Origin of the sequence: Paraburkholderia monticola, from assembly GCF_001580545.1 — a bacterium.
Taxonomy (GTDB): Bacteria; Pseudomonadota; Gammaproteobacteria; order Burkholderiales; family Burkholderiaceae; genus Paraburkholderia; species Paraburkholderia monticola.
Genome location: NZ_LRBG01000007.1, coordinates 58,382 through 81,930, shown reverse-complemented (window position 1 = coordinate 81,930; position 23,549 = coordinate 58,382). Strand labels below are relative to the sequence as shown.

The window sequence follows — 23,549 nt, the reverse complement described above, 5'->3', positions numbered from 1 at the left end:
GCGGCCCTTAAGTGGCCGCCTGGTGGCCGCCTGGTGGCCTTCAGCCGGCCGCCAAATCCGCTCCCGGCCGGTCCTCGTAGTACGCGCGCTTTTCCTCGTACATCAGCAGATCGGCGCGCTGCACGCCCGCTTCGAGCCGGTCGCCGCGCTGGCAGGTCGCCGCGCCCATCGCGAAGTTCAACGGCGAGCCGGGATAGAACTGGTTGTTCATCTCGACGAGCTGATGGATTGCGTCGATCATCGCCGCGCCGCCGCGCTCGTCGGTATCGGGCATCAGGATCGCGAACTCGTCACCGCCGATGCGCGCGGCGTGGAACGGCGACTCCATCGCCTTCGCGAGCACTTCGCCGGCGCGCCGCAGCAGCGCGTCGCCGGCCGCGTGACCGAGCTGATCGTTGACGCGCTTCAGGCCGTTCAGGTCGGCCATGATGATCGTCACGGGCCACGGTCCCTTGCGTTCGAGCCGGTTCAGCTCGTCGACATAGAACGAGCGGTTGCGCAGCTTGGTCAGCACGTCGTGCTTGCCGAGGAATTCGAGGTACGCCTCGGCCTTCTTGCGCGCGGTGATGTCGGTCAGCGCGACCAGCACGAGGTCCCAGTCCTGCTCGTGGCCTGGCAGCACCGAGAATTGCAGGTGCACGTGCACTTCGCTGCCATCGAGCGAGTAGTTGAGCACCTCGCGCTGCTGGAACAGCTTGTTGTCCCACAGGTCGATCAGCTGCTCGCGGAAATGCGGGCGCATGTCGTCGCGAAACACGTCGGCGAGCCGCGCGAGCAGGGTGTGCTTGTCTTTCGCGCCGAACATCCCGAGCGTGTGATGGTTCACGTCGAGCACGTGAATTTCCGCCATGCAGCGCTCGACGAACTCCGGATGCACGTCGGTAAACACGCGGAAATCATTGATGCCGGCCGCCCGCGCGCCATCGAGCAGGCGCTTGACCGCGCTGAAATCCTCGACCCACAGCGACACCGGCGAATGTTCGAAGAGCCCGCGCGCATATTCCTCCGCGAGCGTGACGCGGCGCCGCGCGCCTTCGAGCTCGGTGATGTCCTCGGTCGACACCAGCACCCGGTCCCAGCGCTCCTCGTGACCGGGCAGCACCGCGCCCTTGAGCAGCACGTCGAGGCGCCGTCCGCCGAGCGTGTAGTTGACCGTATGGCTCGTGAAGTTCGATTGCCCGGCCCACAACTGGCACAGCTCTTCGAGGTGCGTTTTCAGCATGTCGTCGCGGAACACCGACGCGAGGTTGCTGGTCAGCGCGTCGAAATCGGCGGCCTCGAACTGCGTGAGCGTCTGGCGATTGACCTTGATCACGCGGATGCGGTGCGCGCAGTCGGCGACACGGCCTGGGTCTTCGGCGAAATGAGCGCGCAGATCGGTCACGCCCGTAGCGCGCCATTCATCGAATAGCGCGCGCACGCCGCTGAAATCTTCGAGCCACAGCGACACGGGCGCGAGTTCGAACATACCGGAGTCGTCGTTGATGGGCGCGGAGCCGCCCGGCAGGGTATCCAGCATGGGGTTCTCGGGGTCGGATGTGCGGCTATTTTAGACGCGTTGCGGCCAGGCCGAAAATGGAAGGCGATTGGCCTGTCGTTTTTGCGCAGATGTGCTCGTCGACATGGCGAGCGCGCGTGGCCGGAACCACCGCGTGAGCATTCTGCGCGTGCCGTGGAGGCTTGCTACACTCGATCGCCGAAGATTCCATGCAGATTCCTGTCAATCACGCCCTCGGGAAAAATGCCTTCATGAAGCCATCGCTGCTGGTCCTGATCCATCTGAACGACGCGAGCCGCGCGAGCATCGCGGCCACGTTCGACGTCATCTATGCCCCCGAGCCAGCGCAGCGCGAAGCCGCGCTCGCGACCCACGGCGCGCAAATCCGGGCGGTGCTGACCAACGGCACGACGGGTCTCGGCGTGGCTGACATCGAGCGCATGCCGCGGCTCGAACTGATCAGCGCGCTGGGCGCCGGCTACGAGAACTTGCCCGTCGAGCACGCGCGCTCGCGCGGCATCGTGCTCGTCAACGGCGCGGGGACCAACGATCACTGCGTCGCCGATCACGCGTTCGCGTTGCTGCTCGCGGTCGTGCGCGACGTGCCGCAACTGGACCGCGCGACGCGCGAAGGCGTGTGGCGCGACCATCTGCCGATGCGGCCGAACGTTTCGAACAAGCGTTTGGGGATCGTCGGGCTCGGCCATATCGGCACCAAGATTGCGCGGCGCGCGGCCGGCTTCGACATGGAAGTCGGCTATCACAACCGCAAGCCGCGCGGCGATGCGCCGTCGCTGCGCTATTTCGACAGCGTCGAGGCGCTCGCGCAATGGAGCGACTTCCTGATCGTCGCGACGCCGGGCGGCGCCGGCACGCGGCATCTGATCGGCGAGGCGGTGCTGGCGGCGCTGGGTCCACGAGGCTTCATCGTCAACGTGTCGCGCGGCAGTGTCGTCGATACCGCCGCGCTGGCTCGCGCGCTCGCCGCGGGAACGATCGCGGGCGCCGGACTCGACGTGTACGAGGGCGAGCCCGAGCCGCCGCAGGCGCTGATCGGCCTGCGCAACGTGGTGCTGACGCCGCACGTGGGTGGCCGCTCGCCCGAAGCGATCACGGCCTCGGTCGATAACTTCCTCGACAACGCGCGGCGGCATTTCGCGGGCGAACCGGTGCTGACGCCGATCTGAAGCGCGGCCAGCGACCTTGCCGCGCTATTTCTGATCGTCGCGCGCGGCGCGTGTGCCGATGTACTCGTACTCCTCGGTATTGAGCCGCGAAATCCGCAGTTCGACCGCGCTGCGGTGATACGAGTACGCGATGCGGCGAATCTCGAGCAGCGGCGCGCCGAGCGCGACGCCGAGTTGTTCGCTTTCGAGTTCATTCGCGAGCGCCACGCTCACATGCTCATCGGTTTCGACCACGTTGATGCCGAAACCGTCCTGATAGAAGTTGTACAGCGTGTTCGGCCGGTTGCGCAGCTTGCTTTCCGTCAAACCCGGAAAAAGCGCTTCGGGCACGGTGATATGTTCGATCAGCACGGTCTTGCCGTGCAGCGCGAGCCCGTTGACGAACTGCAGCACCCGCGCGCCGGTGTCGATACCGAGCGCGGCGGCCGCCTCGCGCGATGCGCGCGCCTTCCTGAAGCCGATCAGCGTGACGACGGGGTAGGCCTTGTCGCCGTCGCGCCGCACGATGCGAAAGAAGCGGAAGAAGTGCCGGTCGCGCTGATGCATCGCCACGAACGTTCCGAGCCCCTGATGACGGATCAGAATGTTCTCGGCGCACAGTTCGTCGATGGCTTTGCGCAGCGTGCCGATCGACACGCCGAAGCGTTCGGCGAGACGCTTTTCCGAAGGAATGCATTCGCCGCCTTTCCATTCGCCGGCCGCGAGCGCGGCGAGAATCGCGCTCTTGACCTCCTTGTACCGCGTGCCGCCCAGCGCGGGCGCATTGATCGCGAGCGTGCTCATGAAAACCTCTGGGATACGCGAGTCGTACCGCTCGCCGGGTTGAACCTGCCCTGATTCTAAACGACCAGGTCATCTAGTCCACCTGGATGAATCGTATGTTGTCGCCGCTTCGCGACAGCGGCACGGGTCTCCGCACGGGTCTCCGCACGGATCTCACTCGGTCTTCTAACACATATAGATGACCTAGTTGACATTGGGTAAGTCGCCGCCTAATATCGATTCACCGCGGCGCACCTGGCTGCGCTGCCCCGGCGGCACCCCCACACCGCATTCAAACTACGAATGGAGACGCTCATGAGCAATCCCACGGCAGATATCAACGACACCGCAGCGGGCGCATCGGCGCCGCGCAGGACGATTCACATCGTGCTGCACGAGGCGAAAGACACGGTCGGCGTGGCGGTGGTCGAGGGTATCAAGGCGGGCATGCAGCTCAACGCATGGATCATGGACGACGACGAAGTCGTCACCGTCGCGGCGAAGCAGGACATTCCGATCGGTCACAAGGTCGCGCTGAAGGACATGGCCGTCGGCGACACGGTGTTCAAGTACGGGGTCGATATCGGCAAGGTGGTCGCGCCGATCAAGGCCGGCGAGCACGCGCACGTGCACAACATCAAGACGAAGCGCTGGTAAGCAGAACCGCCCCTCACTGCCATCAACCCGAACGAGAGAGACACCATGAGCGTGATTGACCTGGATACGACTTTCCGCGGCTATCGTCGCGACAACGGCCGCGTGGGCGTACGCAACCACGTGATCATCCTGCCGGTCGACGATCTGTCCAATGCCGCGGCGCAGGCGGTCGAACACAACATCAAGGGGACCATGGCGCTGCCGCACCCGTATGGGCGGCTGCAATTCGGCGCCGACCTCGAGCTGCATTTCCGCACGCTGATCGGCGCGGGCAGCAATCCGAACGTCGCGGCGGTGATCGTGATCGGCATCGAGGAGGGCTGGACCAAACGCGTCGTCGACGGTATCGCGAAGACTGGCAAGCCGGTCATGGGCTTCGGCATCGAGCTGCATGGCGATCACGACACGATCATGCGGGCCTCGAAGGCCGCGAAGGAAATGGTGCAGTACGCGACCTCGCTCGAGCGCGAGACGTGCCCGATCTCGGAGCTGTGGGTGTCGACCAAGTGCGGCGAGTCGGATACCACCTCGGGCTGCGGCGCGAATCCGACCGTCGGCAACGCATTCGACAAACTCTACGGCCTCGGCACCACGCTGGTGTTCGGCGAGACCTCGGAGCTCACGGGCGGCGAGCAGATCGTCGCCGCGCGCTGCGCGAACGACGGCGTGCGCGAGCGCTTCCAGTTCATGTTCGACCGCTACCAGGACATGATCAACCGCTGGAAGACCGACGACCTGTCCGAGTCGCAGCCGACCAAGGGCAATATCGCGGGCGGCCTGACCACGATCGAGGAAAAGGCGCTCGGCAACATTCAGAAGATCGGCAAGAAGTGCAGGGTCGACGGCGTGCTCGACAAAGCCGAGGAGCCGACGCATGCGGGCTTGTGGTTCATGGATTCGTCGTCCGCGGCGGCCGAGATGGTGACCTTGTGCGCGGCGTCGGGTTTCGTCGTCCATTTCTTCCCGACCGGGCAGGGCAACGTGATCGGCAATCCGATCGTGCCGGTCATCAAGATCTGCGCGAATCCGCGCACGGTCCGCACGATGGGCGAGCATATCGACGTGGACGTGACCGGCATTCTGCAGCGCGAGCAGAACCTCGACCAGAGCGGCGACAAACTGCTCCAATGCATGATGGCCACGATCAATGGCCGTTTCACCGCGGCCGAAGCGCTCGGTCATCGCGAGTTCGTGTTGACGCGTCTGTTCGAAAGCGCCTGACGCGGGCGGCCTGACCCACGCGGGGAGCCGCATGGCTCGCGCGTGGCGTTTCGCACCTTCCCGGCGCATGCCGGCACGCAGAAGTGCGCCATCGACGCCTCCCGTGACCGGCAGCTCAAGCAGGCAGTGGCGCCGGCTCGACATCTGGCAGCAGCGAGTGGAGGAGACACCACCTTGCGCGTGCTCAAACATCTCTACGTGCAGGTCCTGATCGGACTTGCGGCTGGCATTCTCGTCGGTCATTTCGCACCCGCGTTCGGCGTGCAGATGAAACCGCTCGGCGACACCTTCATCCGCCTCATCAAGATGCTGATCACGCTGGTGATCTTCTGCACGGTCTCCGTGGGCATCGCGCGCATGGAAAGCCTCAAGCAGGTGGGCCGCGTCGGCTTCAAGACGCTGCTGTATTTCGAGGTCGTCACCAGTATCGCGCTCGTGCTCGGCCTCGTCGTCGCGAACGTGCTGCGCCCGGGCGCGGGGCTCAATATCGATCCCGCCTCGCTCGATCCTCATGCGGTGACGCACTACGTCGCCGATGCGCACGCGGCGTCGTCGAGCTTCATCGACATGATCGTGCCGAACTCGGTGGTCGGTGCGTTCGCGCGCGGCGATCTGTTGCAGGTGCTGCTGTTCTCGGTGCTGTTCGGCATCGCGCTGTCGATCATGTCGCAGCGCAGCCGGCTGCTGATGCGCGGCATCGAGCAGTTCGGCGACACGCTGATGCGCATCGTCGAAATGATCATGCGGCTTGCGCCGCTCGGTGCGTTCGGCGCGATTGCGTTCACGGTCGGCAAGTACGGGATCGGCACGTTGCAGCAACTCGGGCTGCTGATCCTGTGCTTCTACATCACCAGCATCCTGTTCATCGCGATCGTGCTCGGCGCGGCTGCGCGCTGGGCCGGCGTGGGCTTGTGGCCGCTGCTGAAGTACTTCCGCGAGGAGCTGCTGATCGTGCTCGGCACCTCGACCACCGAGTCGGTGCTGCCGCGTCTGATGGAAAAGCTCGAGCGCATGGGCTGTCCGCGCGCGATCGTCGGTCTCGTGCTGCCGACCGGCTACTCGTTCAATCTCGACGGCGCCGCAATCTATCTGACGATGACCTCGCTATTCATCGCGCAGGCCACCAACACGCATCTGACGCTGATGCAGCAGCTCGGCTTGCTGGCGATTCTGATGCTGACGTCGAAAGGCGGAGCGGGTGTGGCGGGCGCGGCGCTCGTCGCGCTGACCGCGACGCTGTCGACGCACAACATCATTCCGGTCGCCGGCATTACGCTGATTCTCGGCGTCGATCGCGTGCTCAACGAGATCCGCGCGCTGACCAATATGATCGGCAACGTGGTCGCGACGCTGGTGGTCGCGCGCTGGGAGGGCGCCTTCGATGCACGCGCCGCGCGCGAATTTTTGGCCGCGCCGCGCGAAGTGCAGGCGCAGGCATTGGCGCAGCCGGCGCGCAAGCCGCACGCGGCGCAAGCGGGGCAGCCGGGGCAATCGGCTCAGGCGCGCGAGGACGAGCCCGGCCTGCCTCACGCGACGGCGCTGTTCGAAAAGGCGGCGAAGTGAGGACCACGGCAGCGCACGATAACGCCGGACTTGATGCCTCATCGCGGCAGTGACACAGTGATGCGCTGACGACAATAAAACCAAGGAATCCCCGATGGCCCGACTGTTTCCCGACGCGCTGACCTCACTCGCGATTGGCGCGCTGCGCCGCGCGGACGCGTCGTCCGCGACCGCCGAATCGACGGCGCGCGCGCTCGTCTATGCCGACCTGCGCGGCTTGTCATCGCACGGCGTGTCGCGTCTGCCGATGTACTGCGCGCAGTTGCGCAACGGCCGCGTCGATCCGGCCGCGCAGGCTGCCATCGTCGCGGATCGCGGCGCCGCCGTGTTGATCGACGGGGCGGACGGCCTCGCGTATCCGGCCTGCGATCTCGCGGTCGCGACGCTCGTCGAACGCGCGCGGCAGTATGGCAGCGCGGTCGCGGGCATCCGCCGCAGCCATCATTTCGGCGTTGGCGCGGCGCATCTGGCCGCGCTCGGCGAAGCCGGCCTGGTCGCGCTCGCGTTCAGCAATTCGCCGGCCGCGATGCCCGCCTGGGGCGGCCGCCGCGCGCTGTTCGGCACCAACCCGATCGCCGCCGTGTTTCCGCGCCGCAACGGCGCGCCGCTCGTGATCGATCTGGCGCTGTCGCAGATCGCGCGCGGCAAGATCGCGCTGGCCGCGCGCGACGGCCAGCCGATCCCCGAAGGCTGGGCCACCACGCGCGACGGCCTGCCGACCACCGACGCGCGCGCCGCGCTCGACGGCATGATGCTGCCGTTCGGCGGCGCCAAAGGCGCGATGCTGGCGCTGGTGGTCGAGCTGCTGGCCGCCGCGCTGACCGGCGCGAACTTCGGCTACGAAGCGGGCTCGTTCCTGACCGAGGAGGGCGAGCGCTCGCGCATCGGCCATCTGTTCTGGGCGATCGACCCGGGCGCGCTGGCCGGCGACGATGCGTATCTGTCGCGGGTCGAGGCGCTGATCGAGGTGATGCTGATGGACGACGACGTGCGTCTGCCGGGCTATCGCCGTGAGCGGCTCGCCGAGGCGGCGCACGAGGAGGGCGTCGAGATTCCGGACGCGCTGATCGCGCAACTGGAGAGGGGCGCCTAGCCGGGCGCGCCTAGCCGGCTGCGCTTGGCTGGGCGCCCCCGGCTGGGCGCCCCCGGCTGAAAGCGAAACCGAAACTATCGGCACGCCAGATAGTTTCGCTCGCAAATCGCGATTTCCCTTGTAAGGCCGACGCGAATACGATCTCGGTATCGTCCGACAGCGCGCTCGATCCGCGCTTTCGCCGCATCAGGAACAGCGACGGAGATGGCCATGGAGCACCGCGCCCGCACGCAGAACGAACGGCTCGAAATCAAGACCACCACCTGCTACATGTGCGCGTGCCGCTGCGGCATCCGCGTGCATCTGCGCGACGGCGAGGTGCGCTATATCGACGGCAATCCGGAGCATCCGCTGAATCAAGGCGTCATCTGCGCGAAGGGTGCCTCCGGGATCATGAAGCAGTACTCGCCCGCGCGCCTCACGCAGCCGTTGATGCGCAAGGCCGGCGCCGAGCGCGGCAGCGCGCAGTTCGAGCCGGTCTCGTGGGAAGTCGCGTTCGACGTGCTCGAAAAGCGTCTCGCCGCGATTCGCTCGACCGATCCGAAGAAGTTCGCGCTGTTCACCGGCCGCGACCAGATGCAGGCGCTGACCGGCCTGTTCGCCAAGCAGTTCGGTACGCCTAACTATGCGGCGCACGGCGGCTTCTGTTCGGCGAACATGGCGGCCGGCATGATCTATACGATCGGCGGCTCGTTCTGGGAATTCGGCGGACCGGATCTCGACAGCGCGAAGCTGTTCTTCATGATCGGCACCGCGGAAGATCATCATTCGAATCCGCTGAAGATCGCGATCTCGAAGTTCAAGCGCGCGGGCGGCCGTTTCATCGCGATCAATCCGATCCGCACCGGCTATGCGGCGATCGCCGACGAATGGGTGCCGATCAGGCCGGGCACCGACGGCGCGCTGTTCATGGCGTTCCTGCACGAACTGATCGCCGCCGACGCGTGGGATCACGAGTTCGTGCAGCGCTACACGAATGCGGCGGAGCTGATCGATCTCGACGAAGCGAGCGAGACCTTTGGCCTGTTCGTGCGAGACCCCGAGCGGCCGGAAGGCAATCCGCTGTTTCCGCAGAATCATCTGTGGTGGGACCCGGCTACGCAACGCGCGGTGCCGCATCATGCGAGCGGCGTGACCCCCGCGCTGGAAGGGCGCTATATCCTTGCTGACGGCAAGCCGGTCACGCCATCGTTCGCGTTGCTGCGCGAACGCGTCGCCGCTTGCACGCCCGAATGGGCGGCAGCCATCACCGGCATCGCCGCCGCCACGATCCGGCGGCTGGCCGGCGAGATGATCGAGACGAGCCGCCGGCACCGCATCACGCTGCCAATTACCTGGACCGATGCGTGGGGCGAAACGCACGAGACGGTCACCGGCAACCCGGTCGCCTTTCACGCAATGCGCGGACTCGCCGCGCATTCGAACGGCTTTCAGTCGATCCGCGCGCTCGCCGTGCTGATGTCGCTGCTCGGCACAATCGACCGTCCCGGCGGGTTTCGCCACAAGTCGCCGTTTCCGCGCGCGGTGCCGCCGTCGGCGAAACCGCCGAACCACCCCGACGCCGTCAAGCCGAACACGCCGCTCGCGACCGGTCCGCTCGGCTGGCCCGCCGCGCCCGAGGATCTGTTCATCGACGAACACGGCGGCCCCGTGCGCATCGACAAGGCGTTCTCGTGGGAATATCCGCTCGCGGTGCACGGCGTCATGCACAGCGTGATCACCAACGCGTGGCGCGGCGATCCGTATCCGATCGACACGCTGATGATTTTCATGGCCAACATGGCGTGGAATTCGTCGATGAACACGATGAAAGTGCGCGAGATGCTCGCGGACAAGCATCCGAACGGCGAGTACAAGATTCCGTTCCTCGTCGTCTGCGATGCGTTCCAGTCGGAGATGACCGCGTTCGCCGATCTGATCCTGCCCGACACGACTTACCTCGAACGGTACGACGCGATGTCGATGCTCGACCGACCGATCTCCGAGTTCGACGGCCCCGTCGATTCGGTGCGCGTCCCGGTCGTGCCGCCGACCGGCGAATGCAAGCCGTTCCAGGAAGTACTGATCGAACTGGCTTCGCGCCTGAAGTTTCCGGCCTTCACCAAGGCCGATGGCGGGCGGCGCTACCGCGACTATCCGGAGTTCATCGTCAATCACACGACCTCGCCCGATTCCGGCGTCGGCTTTCTGATCGGCTGGCGCGGCAAGGATGGCGACAAGGCGCTCGTCGGCGAGCCGAATCCGAATCAATGGGAGCAGTACGCGAAGAATAACTGCGTGTTCCATTACCGCTTGCCCGAAACCTTGCAGTACATGCGCAACTGCAACGGACCGTATCTCGACTGGGCGGTCGAGAACGGCTTCCGCAAATTCCGCGAGCCGATCCTGATCCAGCTTTACTCTGACGTGATGCAGAAATTCCGGCTCGCCGCGCAAGGACGCACGAGCGGCCGGCAGCCGCCCGACTCTCTGCGCGCGCGCGTCGAGAAGTACTTCGACCCGCTGCCGTTCTGGTATGCGCCGCTCGAAAGTGCGGTGACGGATCACGGACAGTTCCCGCTCGCCGCGGTCACGCAACGCCCGATGGCGATGTATCACTCGTGGGATTCGCAGAACGCGTGGCTGCGGCAGATTCATGGCGAGAACTATCTCTATGTGAATCCGCAAATGGCAGGCGAGAACGGCATCGCCGATGGCGCCTGGATCTACGTCGAATCGCAATGGGGCCGTGTGCGCTGCATGGCGCGCTACAGCGAGACCGTCGAGCCGGGCACCGTCTGGACATGGAATGCGATTGGCAAGGCCGCGGGCGCATGGAATCTCGGTCCGAACGCGAACGAATCGCAGCGCGGCTTCCTGCTCAATCACCTGATCACCGACGAGTTGCCCGGCCGCGACGAAGCGCCCGCGCGCATGTCGAATTCCGATCCGGTGACGGGGCAGGCGGCGTGGTTCGACGTGCGCGTGCGCATCTACCCGGCCGAAGCCGACGCGCGGAACACGCTGCCGCAATTCGAGGCGATGCCCGAATTGCCCGGTGCGGTGGCGCAGAAGGGTGTGGTGTCGCGCATCGTCCAGACCTATTTCGCGGGACGCGGCGAATTCGCCGCGCGCTTGCGTGGCGTGTCGGGTCGCAAATAATGGCGACGCTCGCTGAAGCAACGGCAAGGAGCTTCCAATGACCCAGATGGCGTTGGTCATCGATCTGAACGTATGCGTGGGATGCCAGGCGTGCGTGACGAGTTGCAAGGAGTGGAACACGTCGGGCGAATCGGGCAGCCTCGCCGATTTCAATCCGTACGACGCGGACCCGTCCGGCACGTTTTTCAATCGCGTGCAGAGTTTCGAGGCGGGCAGCTTCCCCGACACGGAAATGATCCACTTTCCGAAGTCGTGCCTGCATTGCGAAGACCCGCCGTGCGTGCCGGTGTGTCCGACCGGTGCGAGCTACAAGCGCAAGGAAGACGGCCTCGTGCTGGTCGATTTCGATCGCTGCATCGGCTGCAAGTATTGCGCGTGGGCCTGCCCGTACGGCGCCCGTGAGCTCGACGAGGCGCGCAAAGAGATGACCAAGTGCACGCTGTGCGTCGATCGTATTCATGACGAGCATCTGTCCGAACGCGATCGCAAGCCGGCCTGCGTGCTCGCGTGCCCGACCTCCGCGCGGCTGTTCGGCGATATTCACGATCCGCAATCGGTCGTGTCGCAAGCGATTCGCGAGCGCGGCGGCTATCAGTTGATGCCCGAGTGGGGCACACGTCCCGCGAATCATTACTTGCCGCGCGTGCCGACCACGGCCGCCGGTTGCGGCAGCGACGGGTGCTCGTGCAAATCGGCCGGATCGACGACCGATGAGGTGAGCGAGGCGTCGGGCTCGCCCGACTCGCAACTGGAGTCGCAGCTCGAGCGCGGTGAGCTGCATCTCGCGTCGATCGCGACGCGCATTTGAACGACAACGAGGCCACACGATGAATCCGGCTTTTTCCGTAGTGTTTCTGACGACACTGAGCGGCGCGGCGCAAGGGTTGCTGATTGCGCTCGTCGGCGTCGAGAGTGCGGCGTGGTTGGGCGTCGTGGCGCAACCCACCGCCGCGTTCTACGTGAGCGGCGCGGCACTGGCGGTGCTGTTGGGCGGTCTCGGTCTGATCGCGTCGTTCTTCCATCTCGGCCATCCGGAACGCGCGTGGCGCGCCATCGCGATGTGGCGCACCTCGTGGCTGTCGCGCGAATGCCTGTGCCTGCCGGCGTTTCTCGCCTGCGCGTGCCTGTACGGTCTCGCGCATTGGCTCGGTTCGCCGTGGTCGCTCGCGCTCGGCTGGCTCGGCGTGCTCGCGAGCGCCGCGCTGTTCGTCTGCACCGCGATGATCTATGCGTGCTTGCGCTTTCTGCAGGAATGGGCGACGCCGCTGACGCTGGTGAACTTCGTGTTGCTCGGCTGCGCATCGGGTTTGACGCTCGCGACCGCATTGAGCGCATGGTTCGCGCCCGCGTTGACGGTGGGGCTTGCGGTCAGTGCTTGCGTGCTGACGCTCGCCGGCTGCGCGAGCCGCTCGGCATCGCTGCTGCGCAATGCGCGCTTGCGGCCGAAGTCGACGGTGCAGAGTGCGACCGGCATCCGCAATCCGAAGCTCGTGCAGGTGTCGCGAGGCTTTACCGCCGGCGCGTTCAATCTGCGTGAGTTCTTTCACGGCAAATCGGCGCGCACGTTGCGTGGTGTCAAATGGGGCTTTCTCGCGGGTGCGTTTGTCGTGCCGATCGTGTTGATCGCGCTCGGCGCCGGGCTGCACTCGATCGGCGCGTCGTTCGGCTTGCTGGCCGCGGCGTGTCTCGTGCAGTATGCGGGGCTTGTCGCGGAGCGCTGGTTTTTCTTCGCGGAAGCGAAGCATCCGCAGAATCTTTATTACGCGAGGGTGGGGTGAGTCGGCCTCGTTCGACGCCGCCCCTGCTCGCGCGCGAACACAGCCGGGGTGCAACCGACGTGACGGTGAAATCGCCGGGTGAAATGGCTTTGGTCGGCAAAGCCCGTCTCCAATGCAATTTCCGCCAGCGATAGATTGGTCTCGGCGATCAACGATTGAGCCCGGCGAATCCGGCACTGCTCGACGAAGCAGATCGCCGTGACGCCCATGGCCCGTTTGAAGAGACGGCTCAGATGAAACCGGCTGACGTTCGCGATGTTCGCGAGGTCGTCGAGGCAGATTGGCCGGTCGAGATTGTCCTCGATGAACTCGGTGAGTCGGGCGATCTCGAGCTGACCGAGCGAGCGGTCCGGTGCGCATTCGGGTGCGCCGAAAACGGAATAGCTGCGAAGCAGATGTGCCGCCAATGCATTCGAGATCGAATCGACGATCAGCGCCTGAGCCGGATGCGCCTTAAGGTCCATTTCCAGCAGGAGACTCCGCGCGAATTGCTCGATCACGGGGTCGCGCACCAGGAAGACATTGCTGATCTCGACCTGAACGCAATGGTGACCGAGCTGCTCGGCGGCGCGCTCAACGAGCCCAGGCGGAACGCGTAACCTCACAGTGCGCCCCGAATCGCCTTCCCATGCCGAGTCGTAGCCGGCCGGCATGATGTACGAAGTCCCGGCGCTGACGATGCCGCGATGGACGGTCCCGGCCCGGCGCTGGATCAGCGTGGCGCGACCGGAGGGGCAGTAGCAAACCAGGTGATGATCGAGACCGGCGTAGGATTCGGCGCAGTCGAAATAGGGACGATGAACATCGACCGTCACGCCGCCCCAGCCTCGTCCGCGCGTGGTGGCGATAGGCTGCTGCGGACGCGCGTGCAGGATTTCGTCAATCGAGATCATCCGTGCCTCCGCCCTATGCGATCCGGAAGCATCGAACGGCGGGGCCCGCCGTGATGCTGATGGCGTAGTTTGGCACAACAGCGGCAGCATTTCCCGCTGATCGCGGCATCTCACGAGCCGCGCTGTGGGTCCGCTCGCGACGGCCGCTGCACGACATTCGTCCACAGCTGACGAAGGCTGTCGACGCCGCCGGCCATCGAACTCCAGAGCGTCGTATCGCTGACGAAGAGGCTGCCGTTGAACGCTTCGGGACGCGACTGCAGGAGAGCGTCGAAGGTCGTGTGCTCGCGCGAGAACAGATGCGGCGGCGCGCCGGTATCAATGCGCTGCCGCGCTAGCACGTCGAGCTTTCCTATCGCATCGCCGAGTCGTTCGAGCTGCGGCAGATGCGGATGAAGATTGAAGGTCCTGACGTTTGCCAGAACGCCCAATCTGTCGAGCGGCGCGTCGATTTCGATGGCGGCGGGTGATCCGTCCGCGTCGACGGCGGGACGAAGTCCATAGCGGTTTTCCACCGGAACGCCGAGACCCGCGAGCAGAGAACGCGCGAAGGCTCCGAAACCTTGCCGCGACGGAATCGTCCTGTCGCCGTGATGTCGATATTCTTCGATCTGGCGCTGCAGATGGCTGCTTTCCGGCAGACTCTCCAGCTCTCCAATGTCGTGATGCGGACAGACGAACGCCAGATGGTCGGGATCGCCGAGAAACGCCTCGACCGCTTCGATTTCGCCGCTGCCGGCCCGTTGGTCCGTCACGAACGAATCGAAGCTGATGACGATGAGCGTGTCCACGCCGTCGAGAACTTCGGGGCCGAGCGGTGTCAGCGTCCCGTCGTCGGCGACGCGTTCGATCTCGCGGACCGCGTGGCCGGTCAGCCCGGACGCCAGCTCGACGAAGGCGGCGAAGTTGCGCTTCATGATGTGATCGAGGAAACCGGCAATGCCCTGGTCAAAGCGCTGCGGGTCGGCGAACTCATGAAATTGAGGAAAGCTCGTCCTGCGGCTTTCGAAAAGCGCCGGAAATCGATCGTCGATCACATGGAGCGGCGCAGCGCTCTCGGCCGGCCGGCTCCATGCGTAATAAACAAGGACTCTTCGCTGATTCATCGCGCCTCTACCTCCGGGCCGTGCCGTGCGCCGGCGAGTTGCGAATGCGTCGTCGCGATGATTCTCCATCGCGCGCCCAGAATACGGAATCGGTAGCCGCGAAGGATTGCACGGTCTTGTGCAATTTGGAACGAAATTGCAGCACTACCCGCAGGCCCCCACCTCCCCACACGCGGTACAAAAATCGCACCCGTCCTTGCGAATCACCGCATTCGCGCCACACGAAGCGCATTTGCGACCGAGCATCGTATGCAGCCCTTGCGTGCCATTCGGCTGTAGCAGTGCGTCGGCGCTATCCTCGGGATTCGGACGCAGGCCGAAATCGGCGGACAGCGCGATCTCGGTTTTCATCTGCCCGCGCGGCAAGCGCGCGAGCATCCGCGACGGCACCTGATTGCCCTCGGCGTCGAGAAAGCCGCGTCGATACAGGATCTGCTGGATCGCGAACGCGAGCGCGGCCACCTCCGAATCGTGCCAGCGCGGCGCGCGATGACCGTCGAGCCGCTGCACGTCGCCAAGCCGCACCTGACCGCGATCCCACGACACCTTGCGCATGTCCTGCAGATTGCGTGCGACAAAGCCGCCTCGCGCGGCCAGTGACAGCGAACGCATCGTCGCGGTGATCCACTGCTGCGACTCGTCGCGCTGACCGGTCGGGATGAAGAACTCGATTGGCCGCTCGATCGTCACGTCTTCGCCGCCGAGCCGCCCCGTCACCTCGATGAACGACACCGCAACGTACAGCGACTTCTTGCCCGCCTGGGTCAGATACTCGACCTTCTCGATGATCGCCGGCAACTCGCCTTTGGGCCGGTGATCGATCGCGATACGCAGCGGGTCCTGATCCGTCTCGGCGAGCGTGTCGTCGGCCTGCGCGGGCGTCACGCTCAGCACCGCGCCGAGCGTGTCGTTCGGGCGATAGGTCGCGAGGCCCTTCAGGCCGCTCTTCCAGGCGTCGAAATAGAGGCTTTCGAACGCGTCGAACGGATAGTCGGCCGGCACGTTGACGGTCTTCGAGATCGACGTGTCGACGTACGGCTGCACGGCCGCCATCATGTCGAGATGGTCGCGCGCCGACATCTGCAGCGCGCTGACGAAATAGTCGGGCAGCCGGGTCACGTCGCCGCCGAGTTCGCGATAGAGCCGGTACGCGTAGTCCTCGACGTCGAATGATTCGCGGCCGCCGTCGGCCATCACCTTCATGCGCGTGTAGGTCCACGAGAACGCCGGTTCGATGCCGTTCGACGCGTTGTCCGCGAACGCGAGGCTGACGGTGCCGGTCGGCGCGATCGACAGCAGATGGCTGTTGCGGATGCCGTCGCGGCGGATCGCCTGCTGGATGTCGTCGGGCAGGCGCGAGGCGAACGTGCCGGGCTCCAGATAACGCGCCGCGTCGAACAGCGCAAACGCGCCGCGCTCCTTCGCGAGTTCGACCGACGCGCGGTACGCCTCGTCGCGCATCAGCCGCGCGATCCGCACCGCGAAATCGCGGCCTTCCTGCGAGTCGTAGCGCAGACCGAGCATCACGAGCGTATCGCCGAGGCCGGTGAAGCCGACACCGATGCGCCGCTTGGCCCGCGATTCGTCGTATTGCTGGGGCAGCGGCCACAGCGTGACGTCGAGCACGTCGTCGAGGAAACGCACCTGGATGCGGGTGCGTTGCGCGAGGGCATCCCAGTCGAACGACGGCTCGCGGCCCTGCAACTGCGCAAACGGATCGACGACGAAGCGCGTCAGATTGAGCGGCCCCAGGTTGCAGCAGCCATACGCGGGCAGCGGCTGCTCGCCGCACGGATTGGTGGCGCGGATCGTCTCGACGGCGCGCAGATTGTTGTCCTCGTTCATCCGCGAGATGAACACGATGCCAGGCTCGGCGACGTCGTACGTCGAGCGCATGATGCGATCCCAGATCGCGCGCGCGGGGTGTTCGCTGTAGACCCACAGGCCATCGTCGCGCTGCCGCACGTCGCCGGCCGCGCGCAGCGCCGGCGACGGCTCGGCGCGATGGACCAGTTGCCACGGCTCGTCGTTTTCGACTGCGCGCATGAACTCGTCGGTGACGCCGACCGAGACGTTGAAGTTGTTCCAGCGCCCCTTCGAATGCTTGGCCTCGATGAACTCCAGCAGGTCGGGGTGGTTGCAATCGAGCACCGCCATCTGCGCGCCGCGCCGCGACCCCGCGCTTTCGACGGTGCGGCACGACGCGTCGAACACGTCCATGTAGCTGCACGGACCCGAGGCGGCCGAACTGGTCGTATGCACCCGCGCGCCTTTGGGCCGGATCGCGGAGAAGTTGTAGCCGACGCCGCCGCCGCGGCGCATCGTTTCGGCTGCCTGCAGCAGGGCGACGTAGATGCCGGGCAAGCCCTGTTCGTCGACGCCCTGGATCGAATCGCCGACCGGCTGCACGAAGCAGTTGATCAGCGTCGCGGCGATGCCGCTGCCCGCCGCGCTCATGATGCGGCCCGCGCCGAGCGCGCCGTGGCGCAGGTTGTCGACGAACAGCGCTTCGACCGATGCGCGCAACTCGGGCGGCTCGGCCTCGGCGACACCGTGCGCGACGCGGCGGAACACGTCGTCGGCCGATTGCTCGTCGCCTTTCGCGTACTTTTCGACCAGCACGTCGAGCGAGAACTGCTGCGGCGGGATCAGCGAAGCGGGAGGAGCGGGGGAAGCGGGAGAAGCGGGAGGTGAGGAAGCGGCGGTGGCCGCGCGGGTTTGCGGCGTGTCTTCTGCCATGATCGGCCCTCAAGCGGCGTCGCGGCGGGCGCAACGCGGTGGTGGAAGGCGCGCCGCCGGCGCCGGATAGCGAGCCGGCGAGCGGGAGGCGCAACGAGTCCACCTTAACGCACCAGGCACCAGGCGGCAACGGGGAACGAGGCCGGCGGCGTGGTGCGTCGAGCGAGGCCGCGGCGGCCGGCTTACGCCGGCGCTAGCGGTGCGACCTGGGCGTCGGCTGGAGGCAGATCAACTTGGGGCAAAGGGTCGGCGCGGCGGCGAGCCGCGCGCGCCATGCGGGAACGCTGCGTGCGTCAAGCCGCTTCGAGCAGCGGTTCGAGGATTTCCGCGCAGATCATCGCGGAGGCATTCGAGGGCGCCGGGCGTTCGGCCGGCTTGAACACGGGGTCGCCGCGGCGAATCTTGCGGCGCGACACCGCGCAGGTGCCGGACGAATGCGCCGAGCGGCGGCGCCAGCGCTGCTCACCGTAGTGGCAACGGCCCGGCTCGACCCAGCGGATCACCAGCGTCGTGTCGGAGCTCTCGAGAATTTCGATGCGTACGCCATTGCTGCCGTCGAGGGGGATGGACTCCAGGGTCATCATCGGCTCCGTATTGTGGAGTGCCGAATTTAGTCCTGCGCGCGCCGGAGTGCCATTGTGTGGGAGTTGAAACACTGTTCCGGAATTAGCAATAATCAGACTTGACAACCGTGATTGGCTGAAATGACAGGCGTTGCGCGCTTTTTATGTGATTTTTTAATAACGCGCATTTCTGCAACGCTGTGTTGCCCGTGGCGCGACGAACAGCGCGGCCGGCAAGGGGTGGCGACGCTTCCTTTAAGATGTGACGGTCGGGCGGCCAACTGAGTCGCCAGTGTAGCGGGTTTGATTTTTTCAGGTCGGCTCGCGCGCACACCGTTCAAAAACACCAGAGTTCACATGATTCCACGCCCTCCCGCAGTGCCTCCCAATTCTCCTGGGCCGTCGTCCGCCGACGAGTGCCTGAAAAGGCAGAAAGTCGCGTCGGTCGCGCTTTATATCGGGCTCGTGCTGCTCGCCTTGTGGGTCGTGCGCGATTTCATCGTGGTGGTCGCGTGGGCCGGGGTCGTCGCGATTGCGCTGTGGCCGCTGCTGCACAGGGTGGCGGGCAGCCGCTGGTTCAAGGGGCGCACGACCTTGCTCGCGACGGTCTTCACGTTGGTGATCGCGCTGCTGGTGCTGCTGCCGGTGGCGCTCGGCCTCGCCCAGGCCCTGCGCGAGGCGCATGAGCTGAACGAGTGGTTCCGCGACGTGCAGGAGAACGGCATCGCGTTGCCGGACTTCGTCAACCGTCTGCCGTTCGGCGTGCAGCAGATCACCTCGTGGTGGCAGGCCAATCTCGCGCAGCCGCTGCGCGGCTCGGCCGCGATGAAAGGTTTGCATAGCGAGACGGTGATGACGCTCGGCCGCCATTTCGGCGCGCGCGCCGCGCATGCGGCGATGGTGTTCGCCTTCATGCTGGTCACGCTGTTCGTGATTTTTCAGGCCGGCCCGCGGCTCTCGGGCTCGCTGCTGAAGGCCGCGCGACGCGGCTTCGGCGATAGTGGCGCGGACCTCGTCGCGCATATGGGGACCGCGGTGCGCGGCACGGTGTCGGGGTTGGTCGTGGTCGGCGTCGGCGAGGGCGCGCTGCTCGGCGTCGCCTATTTCGTGACCGGCGTGCCGCACGCGGCGCTGCTCGGCTTCGTCACGGCGATCGCCGCGATGCTGCCGTTCTGCGCGCCGATCGTGTTCGGTCTCGCGGCGCTGTGGCTGCTCGTGCAGGGCTCGTTGGCCCAGGCGATCGGACTCGTCGTGTTCGGCTCGATCGTCGTGTTCGTCGCCGAGCACTTCGTGCGGCCGGTGCTGATCGGCAACTCGACGCGCCTGCCGTTTCTGCTCGTGCTGTTCGGCATTCTCGGCGGCGCGGAGACGTTCGGCCTGCTGGGGATTTTCATCGGCCCCGCGTTGATGACGGTGCTGATGGTGCTGTGGACCGATCTCGTGCAGTAGCGCGGACGTGGTTGGGCGCTGGCGTGGACGTCCCGACGCATGCAGTGCGGCGTCGGCTCAAGGCCGTTGATTCGACGGATGCTCCTGCGCCGGCGGCTTCACGCAGCCGAGCGTGTATTTGAGCGCGGCAGGCAACAGCGCGCTCCACACGTCCCACGTATGGCCGCCGTCGATGATCCGCAGCGCCGCCGGATTGCCCGCGAGCCGCAGATGCGTGTAGAGCAGCGACGCGTCGGCCTGGATGTCGAGGTCGTCGTCGCCGGACGCGATGAACATCGGCAGGCGATACGGCCGGCTCATGTAGTGGTCCCACTGCGCCGGATAGTTGAGCTCGTGCCACACGCGCGGGTCGAACTGGTGCTCGCCGAACACGCCGACCCGTCGCGCCGCCGATGCGCGCGGCGGCTCGTTCGTATAGATCGCGGGACTCAGCAACAGCGCGCCGCAAAACATCTCGGGCTGCGTCAGGGCGTAGCGCAGCGCGCCGAAGCCGCCCATCGACACGCCGCCGATCATCCGGCCGCCACGCTGGGTCGAGACCGCGTAGTGCGTTTCGATCTCGGGCAGCAGATCGTCGAAGAACGCGGTCTCCATCTTCTCCTTGCGATCGACGTACCAGTCGGTGCCGCCCTGCGGCATCACGATCACGACGGGCGGGATCTCCTTGCGTTCGATCAGCGTGTCCGCGGCGCTCTGCAGATGGCCTTGCGTGAGCCAGTCGTTGGCGTCGCCGTTATTGCCGTGCAGCAGGTAGAGCACGGGCAGGCGCGGGCCGTCCGCGCGATAGCCGCCCGGCAGATAAATCGTGTAGTCCCAGTCGCGGCCGAGCGCATCGGAATGGAAGCGGTGGCTCGCGACCGTACTCGCGAACGCGGGCGCGCCGACGACGAAGGTAAGCAGTGCGAGGGCGAAAGAGAGGAATCGACGCATGTCAGTGTGGAAGGCCGGCGCGGGAGTCATGCGCGGCCGTCATGCTATCAGCATTGGCGCGAAATTTGAGACGGAAAGCGGCGGCAGGCTTGATGCGCGCAAAGTTCTGCCATCGCCCCGAGGTCCGCAGGAATTGCTATCGACGCGAGACGCTCACGGCGACGTCTCGAGCCGCCCCGTTACGATGCGTCCGACCCACCGCTTCAGCGGCTCCACGCCCAGCGCGACCGCGAACAGCGCGCCGACCGCCACCGCATCCGCGAGCAGGCCGAGCGGATAGTTGAGGTAACCATCGGTGGCCGCATAGAGCACCGAGTCGACCACCAGCGAAATCACCGCGCCGGCGATGAAGCACAGCAAGCCCTGGCGCCCGATTGCGCCGACCCACGGCAGCCGGCGCGCGACCTTCTTCGCCCAGCCGAGCTCGATCAGATTCGCGACGAGCCACGCGATCGCGACGAAGTTGCCCGCGCGCAGCCAGGACAGGTTCTGCTTGAGGCTCGCGGCGAGCGGCGCATGCAGCAGAAACAGTTTGTAGTACGCGGCGCCCACGACTACCGCGAAGGCCAGCACGCTGGCGAGCCAGCCGAACCGATGCGCGCTGATGCGCTGATAGACCGGCTGGCAGCGCGCGAGCACGCCGAGCACGAACATCAGCTGCCACGCGAACGGGTTGAAGTCCCAGTGCATGTCGGGCGCGGCGGGCAGGTACTGGCTGATCGCCGGCGCGCCGGCCCACAGCGCGACGCTGCCGACGAGCAGCAGCCACGGCTTGCTGCGCGCGAGCGGCAGGATAGTCGGCACCAGCAGCGCGAAGAACGCGTACATCGGCAGCACCGACGCAAGATACGGCTGGCGGCGCAGCAGCACGATGTCGCGCAGCGCGGCGAGCGGCGAGTCGATCAGGTCGTCGAGATCGGTCGTGGCGAGATTCGGCCCGTCGATGCTGAGTGCGGTGAGCACCGCGCTGACCAGCAGCATCAGCCCGGCGGTGACGAGAAACGCGCGATAGATCTCGAACGAGCGGCGCAGGAAGCGACCGCGCGCGATCGTCTCGTCGCGCCGCTCGGCGAGCGCCGCATAGGCGGTGGCGGTCGCGAAGCCGCCGAGGAACACGAACACTTCGGCGGCATCGCACAGCGCGTACGCATGCAGCGTCACGCGCGACAGAATGCTGCCGCCGATGTGATCGACGACGATGATCAGCAGAACCAGTCCGCGGAAAAAGTCGAGCTCGATGAGACGGGAGGATGACTTGGGCATGGTTGGCGTCAACAGCAGCCCTGTGCGACGGCGCGCTGATCCAGCGCGGCGGGCGTCTCACAAGGCTTTTTAATATGGGATTGGTGCGGCGGCGGGAAGGTGATCCGTGCTGGCCTCGCCTGTGGCCCGCCTCGCCGCGCTCGGCCGCCTTCGCAAGGCAGCCGTGTCAGCGGGGTGTAAAGCAGACCCTCGCTGCGGCGTCGAGTTCCGTTGCATTGCAGCAAAGGCGCAGGATTATATTTCTTTTCGTGACAATGACGCAGCGAACGACGCAGCAGCGGCTGCCGTTTACCTGAAGCGGCGCTCCGAAAAAAGAGGCAGCCACCCGCAGTGGAGAATTAGCAACATTCTCGAAGATCGGCGCATCCTCTCATGGACGGCCAGCCGATGTCGTGTGAGGATTTCCGGAAAGAGCAGCCCTTGGAGCAGTCTTCAGAACTGCTGCGAAAGTGACGAAAAAAACGAACGCAGAGAAGAAAGCGGCCGGATCGAGTTGTCCTGTCACTCGAGGTGCAGGGAGATCATGATGACCAAGCAAGTGTTCGCGCTGGCTGTCTCCGTTGCTGCGTCTACCATTTTTGCCGCGCCTGCCGCCGCGCAGACTAGCGTCATGCTGTATGGCGTGATCGACGAAGGCATCAACTACACGAACAATGTCGGCCGGGGCCATGTTTATGAACTCTCCAGCGGTCTTGCCCAAGGCAGCCGCTGGGGTCTGAAGGGCGCCGAGGATCTGGGCGGCGGTCTGAAGGCGGTCTTCCAGCTCGAGAATGGTTTCGATCTGAATTCCGGGCGACTCGGGCAGGGCGGACGGTTGTTCGGCCGACAGGCTTTCGTCGGACTCAGCTCGGAACCCTACGGCACGCTGACATTCGGCCGCCAATACGATTCGGTCGTCGATTATCTGGCGCAGACCACGGCCAACGGCAACTGGGGCGGCGAGCTGTTCTCGCACCCTTACGACAACGACAACACCGACAACACGTTCCGCCTTAACAACACGGTCAAGTACACGAGCCCGTCGATCGCGGGCTTCCAGTTCGGCGGCACCTACAGCTTCAGCAACGACACGGGCTTTGCCAACAATCGGGCATACAGCTTCGGCGGCCTGTACGCGTACGGCGGGCTGCTGGTCGCCGCGGCGTACCTGCAGGCCAACAATCCGGGCAGCAGCGCCAACGGCGCGATCGCCACCAACGACGCAGGCTTCATCGCGACGCGCATGCGCGTGTTCGGCGGCGGCATCAACTACACGTTCGGACCGGCGACGGCAGGCTTCGTCTATACCAACTCGAACTACCTGGAGCCGACCGCAAACGGTTTTCTCGGCATCGAGCCGCTGGTGCCGCTCGTGCCCGTCACGCCGCCGGGTGTGCTGCTGAACTCGATCAAGTTTCAGAACTTCGAGGTCAACGGCAAGTATCAGTTTTCGCCGGCGCTGTTCGTCGGCGCGCAGTACGTGTACACGATGGAAACCTATGACGCGTCGAACGGCGGCGTGAAGCCGCGCATCCATACGTTCGGGCTGATGGCGGACTACAACCTGTCCAAGCGTACCGATGTCTATCTGCAGGGCGCCTACCAGCAGGTCACCGGCGATTCCACGCTGTCGATTTTCGATTACGCATTCATCCCCGGCACGCAGTCGCCGTCCTCGACGTCGAAGCAGGTCGTCGTGCGCGCGGCGATCCGGCATAAGTTCTAGT

The 23,549-nt window shown here is 65.6% G+C and carries 18 protein-coding genes; 10 read left to right on the top strand and 8 right to left on the bottom strand.

The window, feature by feature from the left end; translation table 11 throughout:
- Positions 1 to 40: 40 nt before the first annotated feature.
- Entirely contained in the window at positions 41 to 1,519 is a 1,479-nt protein-coding gene (locus CI15_RS10490; RefSeq protein ID WP_062127410.1) for a sensor domain-containing diguanylate cyclase, read from the bottom strand.
- 230 nt (positions 1,520 to 1,749) lie between these two features.
- On the opposite strand from CI15_RS10490, the gene CI15_RS10485 reads away from it, so the two are divergent.
- Positions 1,750 to 2,685, top strand: a complete 936-nt coding sequence (locus CI15_RS10485) for a 2-hydroxyacid dehydrogenase (protein WP_062127664.1) — start codon at positions 1,750 to 1,752, stop codon at positions 2,683 to 2,685.
- Between the two features lie 24 nt (positions 2,686 to 2,709).
- Here the strand turns inward: CI15_RS10485 and CI15_RS10480 are convergent, their stop codons facing one another.
- On the bottom strand, positions 2,710 to 3,468 hold the full coding sequence (locus CI15_RS10480) for a GntR family transcriptional regulator (protein WP_062127408.1): 759 nt from the start codon (positions 3,466 to 3,468) through the stop codon (positions 2,710 to 2,712).
- 294 nt (positions 3,469 to 3,762) lie between these two features.
- Here CI15_RS10480 and CI15_RS10475 point away from each other — a divergent pair, with 294 nt between their 5' ends.
- The 7 genes from CI15_RS10475 (at position 3,763) to CI15_RS10445 (ending at position 12,900) form a co-directional block, all read left to right on the top strand.
- Entirely contained in the window at positions 3,763 to 4,104 is a 342-nt protein-coding gene (locus CI15_RS10475; RefSeq protein WP_193790987.1) for a UxaA family hydrolase, read from the top strand.
- Between the two features lie 45 nt (positions 4,105 to 4,149).
- A complete protein-coding gene (locus CI15_RS10470; RefSeq protein ID WP_062127406.1) occupies positions 4,150 to 5,325 on the top strand; it encodes a UxaA family hydrolase in 1,176 nt (391 codons plus the stop codon).
- A gap of 174 nt (positions 5,326 to 5,499) precedes the next feature.
- Complete coding sequence (gene dctA / locus CI15_RS10465; protein ID WP_082814201.1) at positions 5,500 to 6,888, top strand: C4-dicarboxylate transporter DctA; 1,389 nt, start codon at positions 5,500 to 5,502, stop codon at positions 6,886 to 6,888.
- Between the two features lie 94 nt (positions 6,889 to 6,982).
- Positions 6,983 to 7,981 (top strand): Ldh family oxidoreductase, encoded by a 999-nt coding sequence (locus CI15_RS10460; RefSeq protein WP_062127403.1) that lies wholly within the window; start codon positions 6,983 to 6,985, stop codon positions 7,979 to 7,981.
- Positions 7,982 to 8,191: 210 nt separating this feature from the next.
- Positions 8,192 to 11,122, top strand: a complete 2,931-nt coding sequence (locus CI15_RS10455) for a molybdopterin oxidoreductase family protein (RefSeq protein WP_062127400.1) — start codon at positions 8,192 to 8,194, stop codon at positions 11,120 to 11,122.
- 37 nt (positions 11,123 to 11,159) lie between these two features.
- Positions 11,160 to 11,930: a 4Fe-4S dicluster domain-containing protein gene (locus tag CI15_RS10450; RefSeq protein ID WP_062127397.1), complete on the top strand. Its 771-nt coding sequence runs from the start codon at positions 11,160 to 11,162 to the stop codon at positions 11,928 to 11,930.
- 19 nt (positions 11,931 to 11,949) lie between these two features.
- Positions 11,950 to 12,900, top strand: a complete 951-nt coding sequence (locus CI15_RS10445) for a dimethyl sulfoxide reductase anchor subunit family protein (protein ID WP_062127394.1) — start codon at positions 11,950 to 11,952, stop codon at positions 12,898 to 12,900.
- Here the strand turns inward: CI15_RS10445 and CI15_RS10440 are convergent.
- From CI15_RS10440 to CI15_RS10425, 4 genes are all read right to left on the bottom strand, one after another.
- Positions 12,882 to 13,883 (bottom strand): AraC family transcriptional regulator, encoded by a 1,002-nt coding sequence (locus tag CI15_RS10440; RefSeq protein ID WP_082814200.1) that lies wholly within the window; start codon positions 13,881 to 13,883, stop codon positions 12,882 to 12,884. The two genes, CI15_RS10445 and CI15_RS10440, sit on opposite strands and share 19 nt — an antisense overlap.
- A gap of 20 nt (positions 13,884 to 13,903) precedes the next feature.
- On the bottom strand, positions 13,904 to 14,899 hold the full coding sequence (locus CI15_RS10435) for a hypothetical protein (protein WP_062127388.1): 996 nt from the start codon (positions 14,897 to 14,899) through the stop codon (positions 13,904 to 13,906).
- Between the two features lie 144 nt (positions 14,900 to 15,043).
- Positions 15,044 to 17,638, bottom strand: coding sequence for an adenosylcobalamin-dependent ribonucleoside-diphosphate reductase (locus CI15_RS10430; RefSeq protein ID WP_062127385.1), 2,595 nt, complete (start codon positions 17,636 to 17,638; stop codon positions 15,044 to 15,046).
- 293 nt (positions 17,639 to 17,931) lie between these two features.
- Complete coding sequence (locus tag CI15_RS10425) at positions 17,932 to 18,219, bottom strand: DUF3331 domain-containing protein (protein WP_013091570.1); 288 nt, start codon at positions 18,217 to 18,219, stop codon at positions 17,932 to 17,934.
- A gap of 339 nt (positions 18,220 to 18,558) precedes the next feature.
- Here CI15_RS10425 and CI15_RS10420 point away from each other — a divergent pair, with 339 nt between their 5' ends.
- The gene (locus CI15_RS10420) at positions 18,559 to 19,650 is read left to right on the top strand and encodes an AI-2E family transporter (protein WP_062127382.1); all 1,092 of its coding nucleotides are present in this window, start codon (positions 18,559 to 18,561) and stop codon (positions 19,648 to 19,650) included.
- Between the two features lie 57 nt (positions 19,651 to 19,707).
- Here CI15_RS10420 and CI15_RS10415 read toward each other — a convergent pair whose 3' ends face one another.
- Entirely contained in the window at positions 19,708 to 20,580 is an 873-nt protein-coding gene (locus CI15_RS10415; RefSeq protein ID WP_062127379.1) for an alpha/beta hydrolase, read from the bottom strand.
- Between the two features lie 153 nt (positions 20,581 to 20,733).
- Positions 20,734 to 21,843, bottom strand: coding sequence for an OpgC domain-containing protein (locus tag CI15_RS10410; protein ID WP_062127376.1), 1,110 nt, complete (start codon positions 21,841 to 21,843; stop codon positions 20,734 to 20,736).
- 526 nt (positions 21,844 to 22,369) lie between these two features.
- Here CI15_RS10410 and CI15_RS10405 point away from each other — a divergent pair.
- Positions 22,370 to 23,548 (top strand): porin, encoded by a 1,179-nt coding sequence (locus CI15_RS10405; RefSeq protein WP_062127660.1) that lies wholly within the window; start codon positions 22,370 to 22,372, stop codon positions 23,546 to 23,548.
- The last annotated feature ends 1 nt before the right edge of the window (position 23,549 follow it).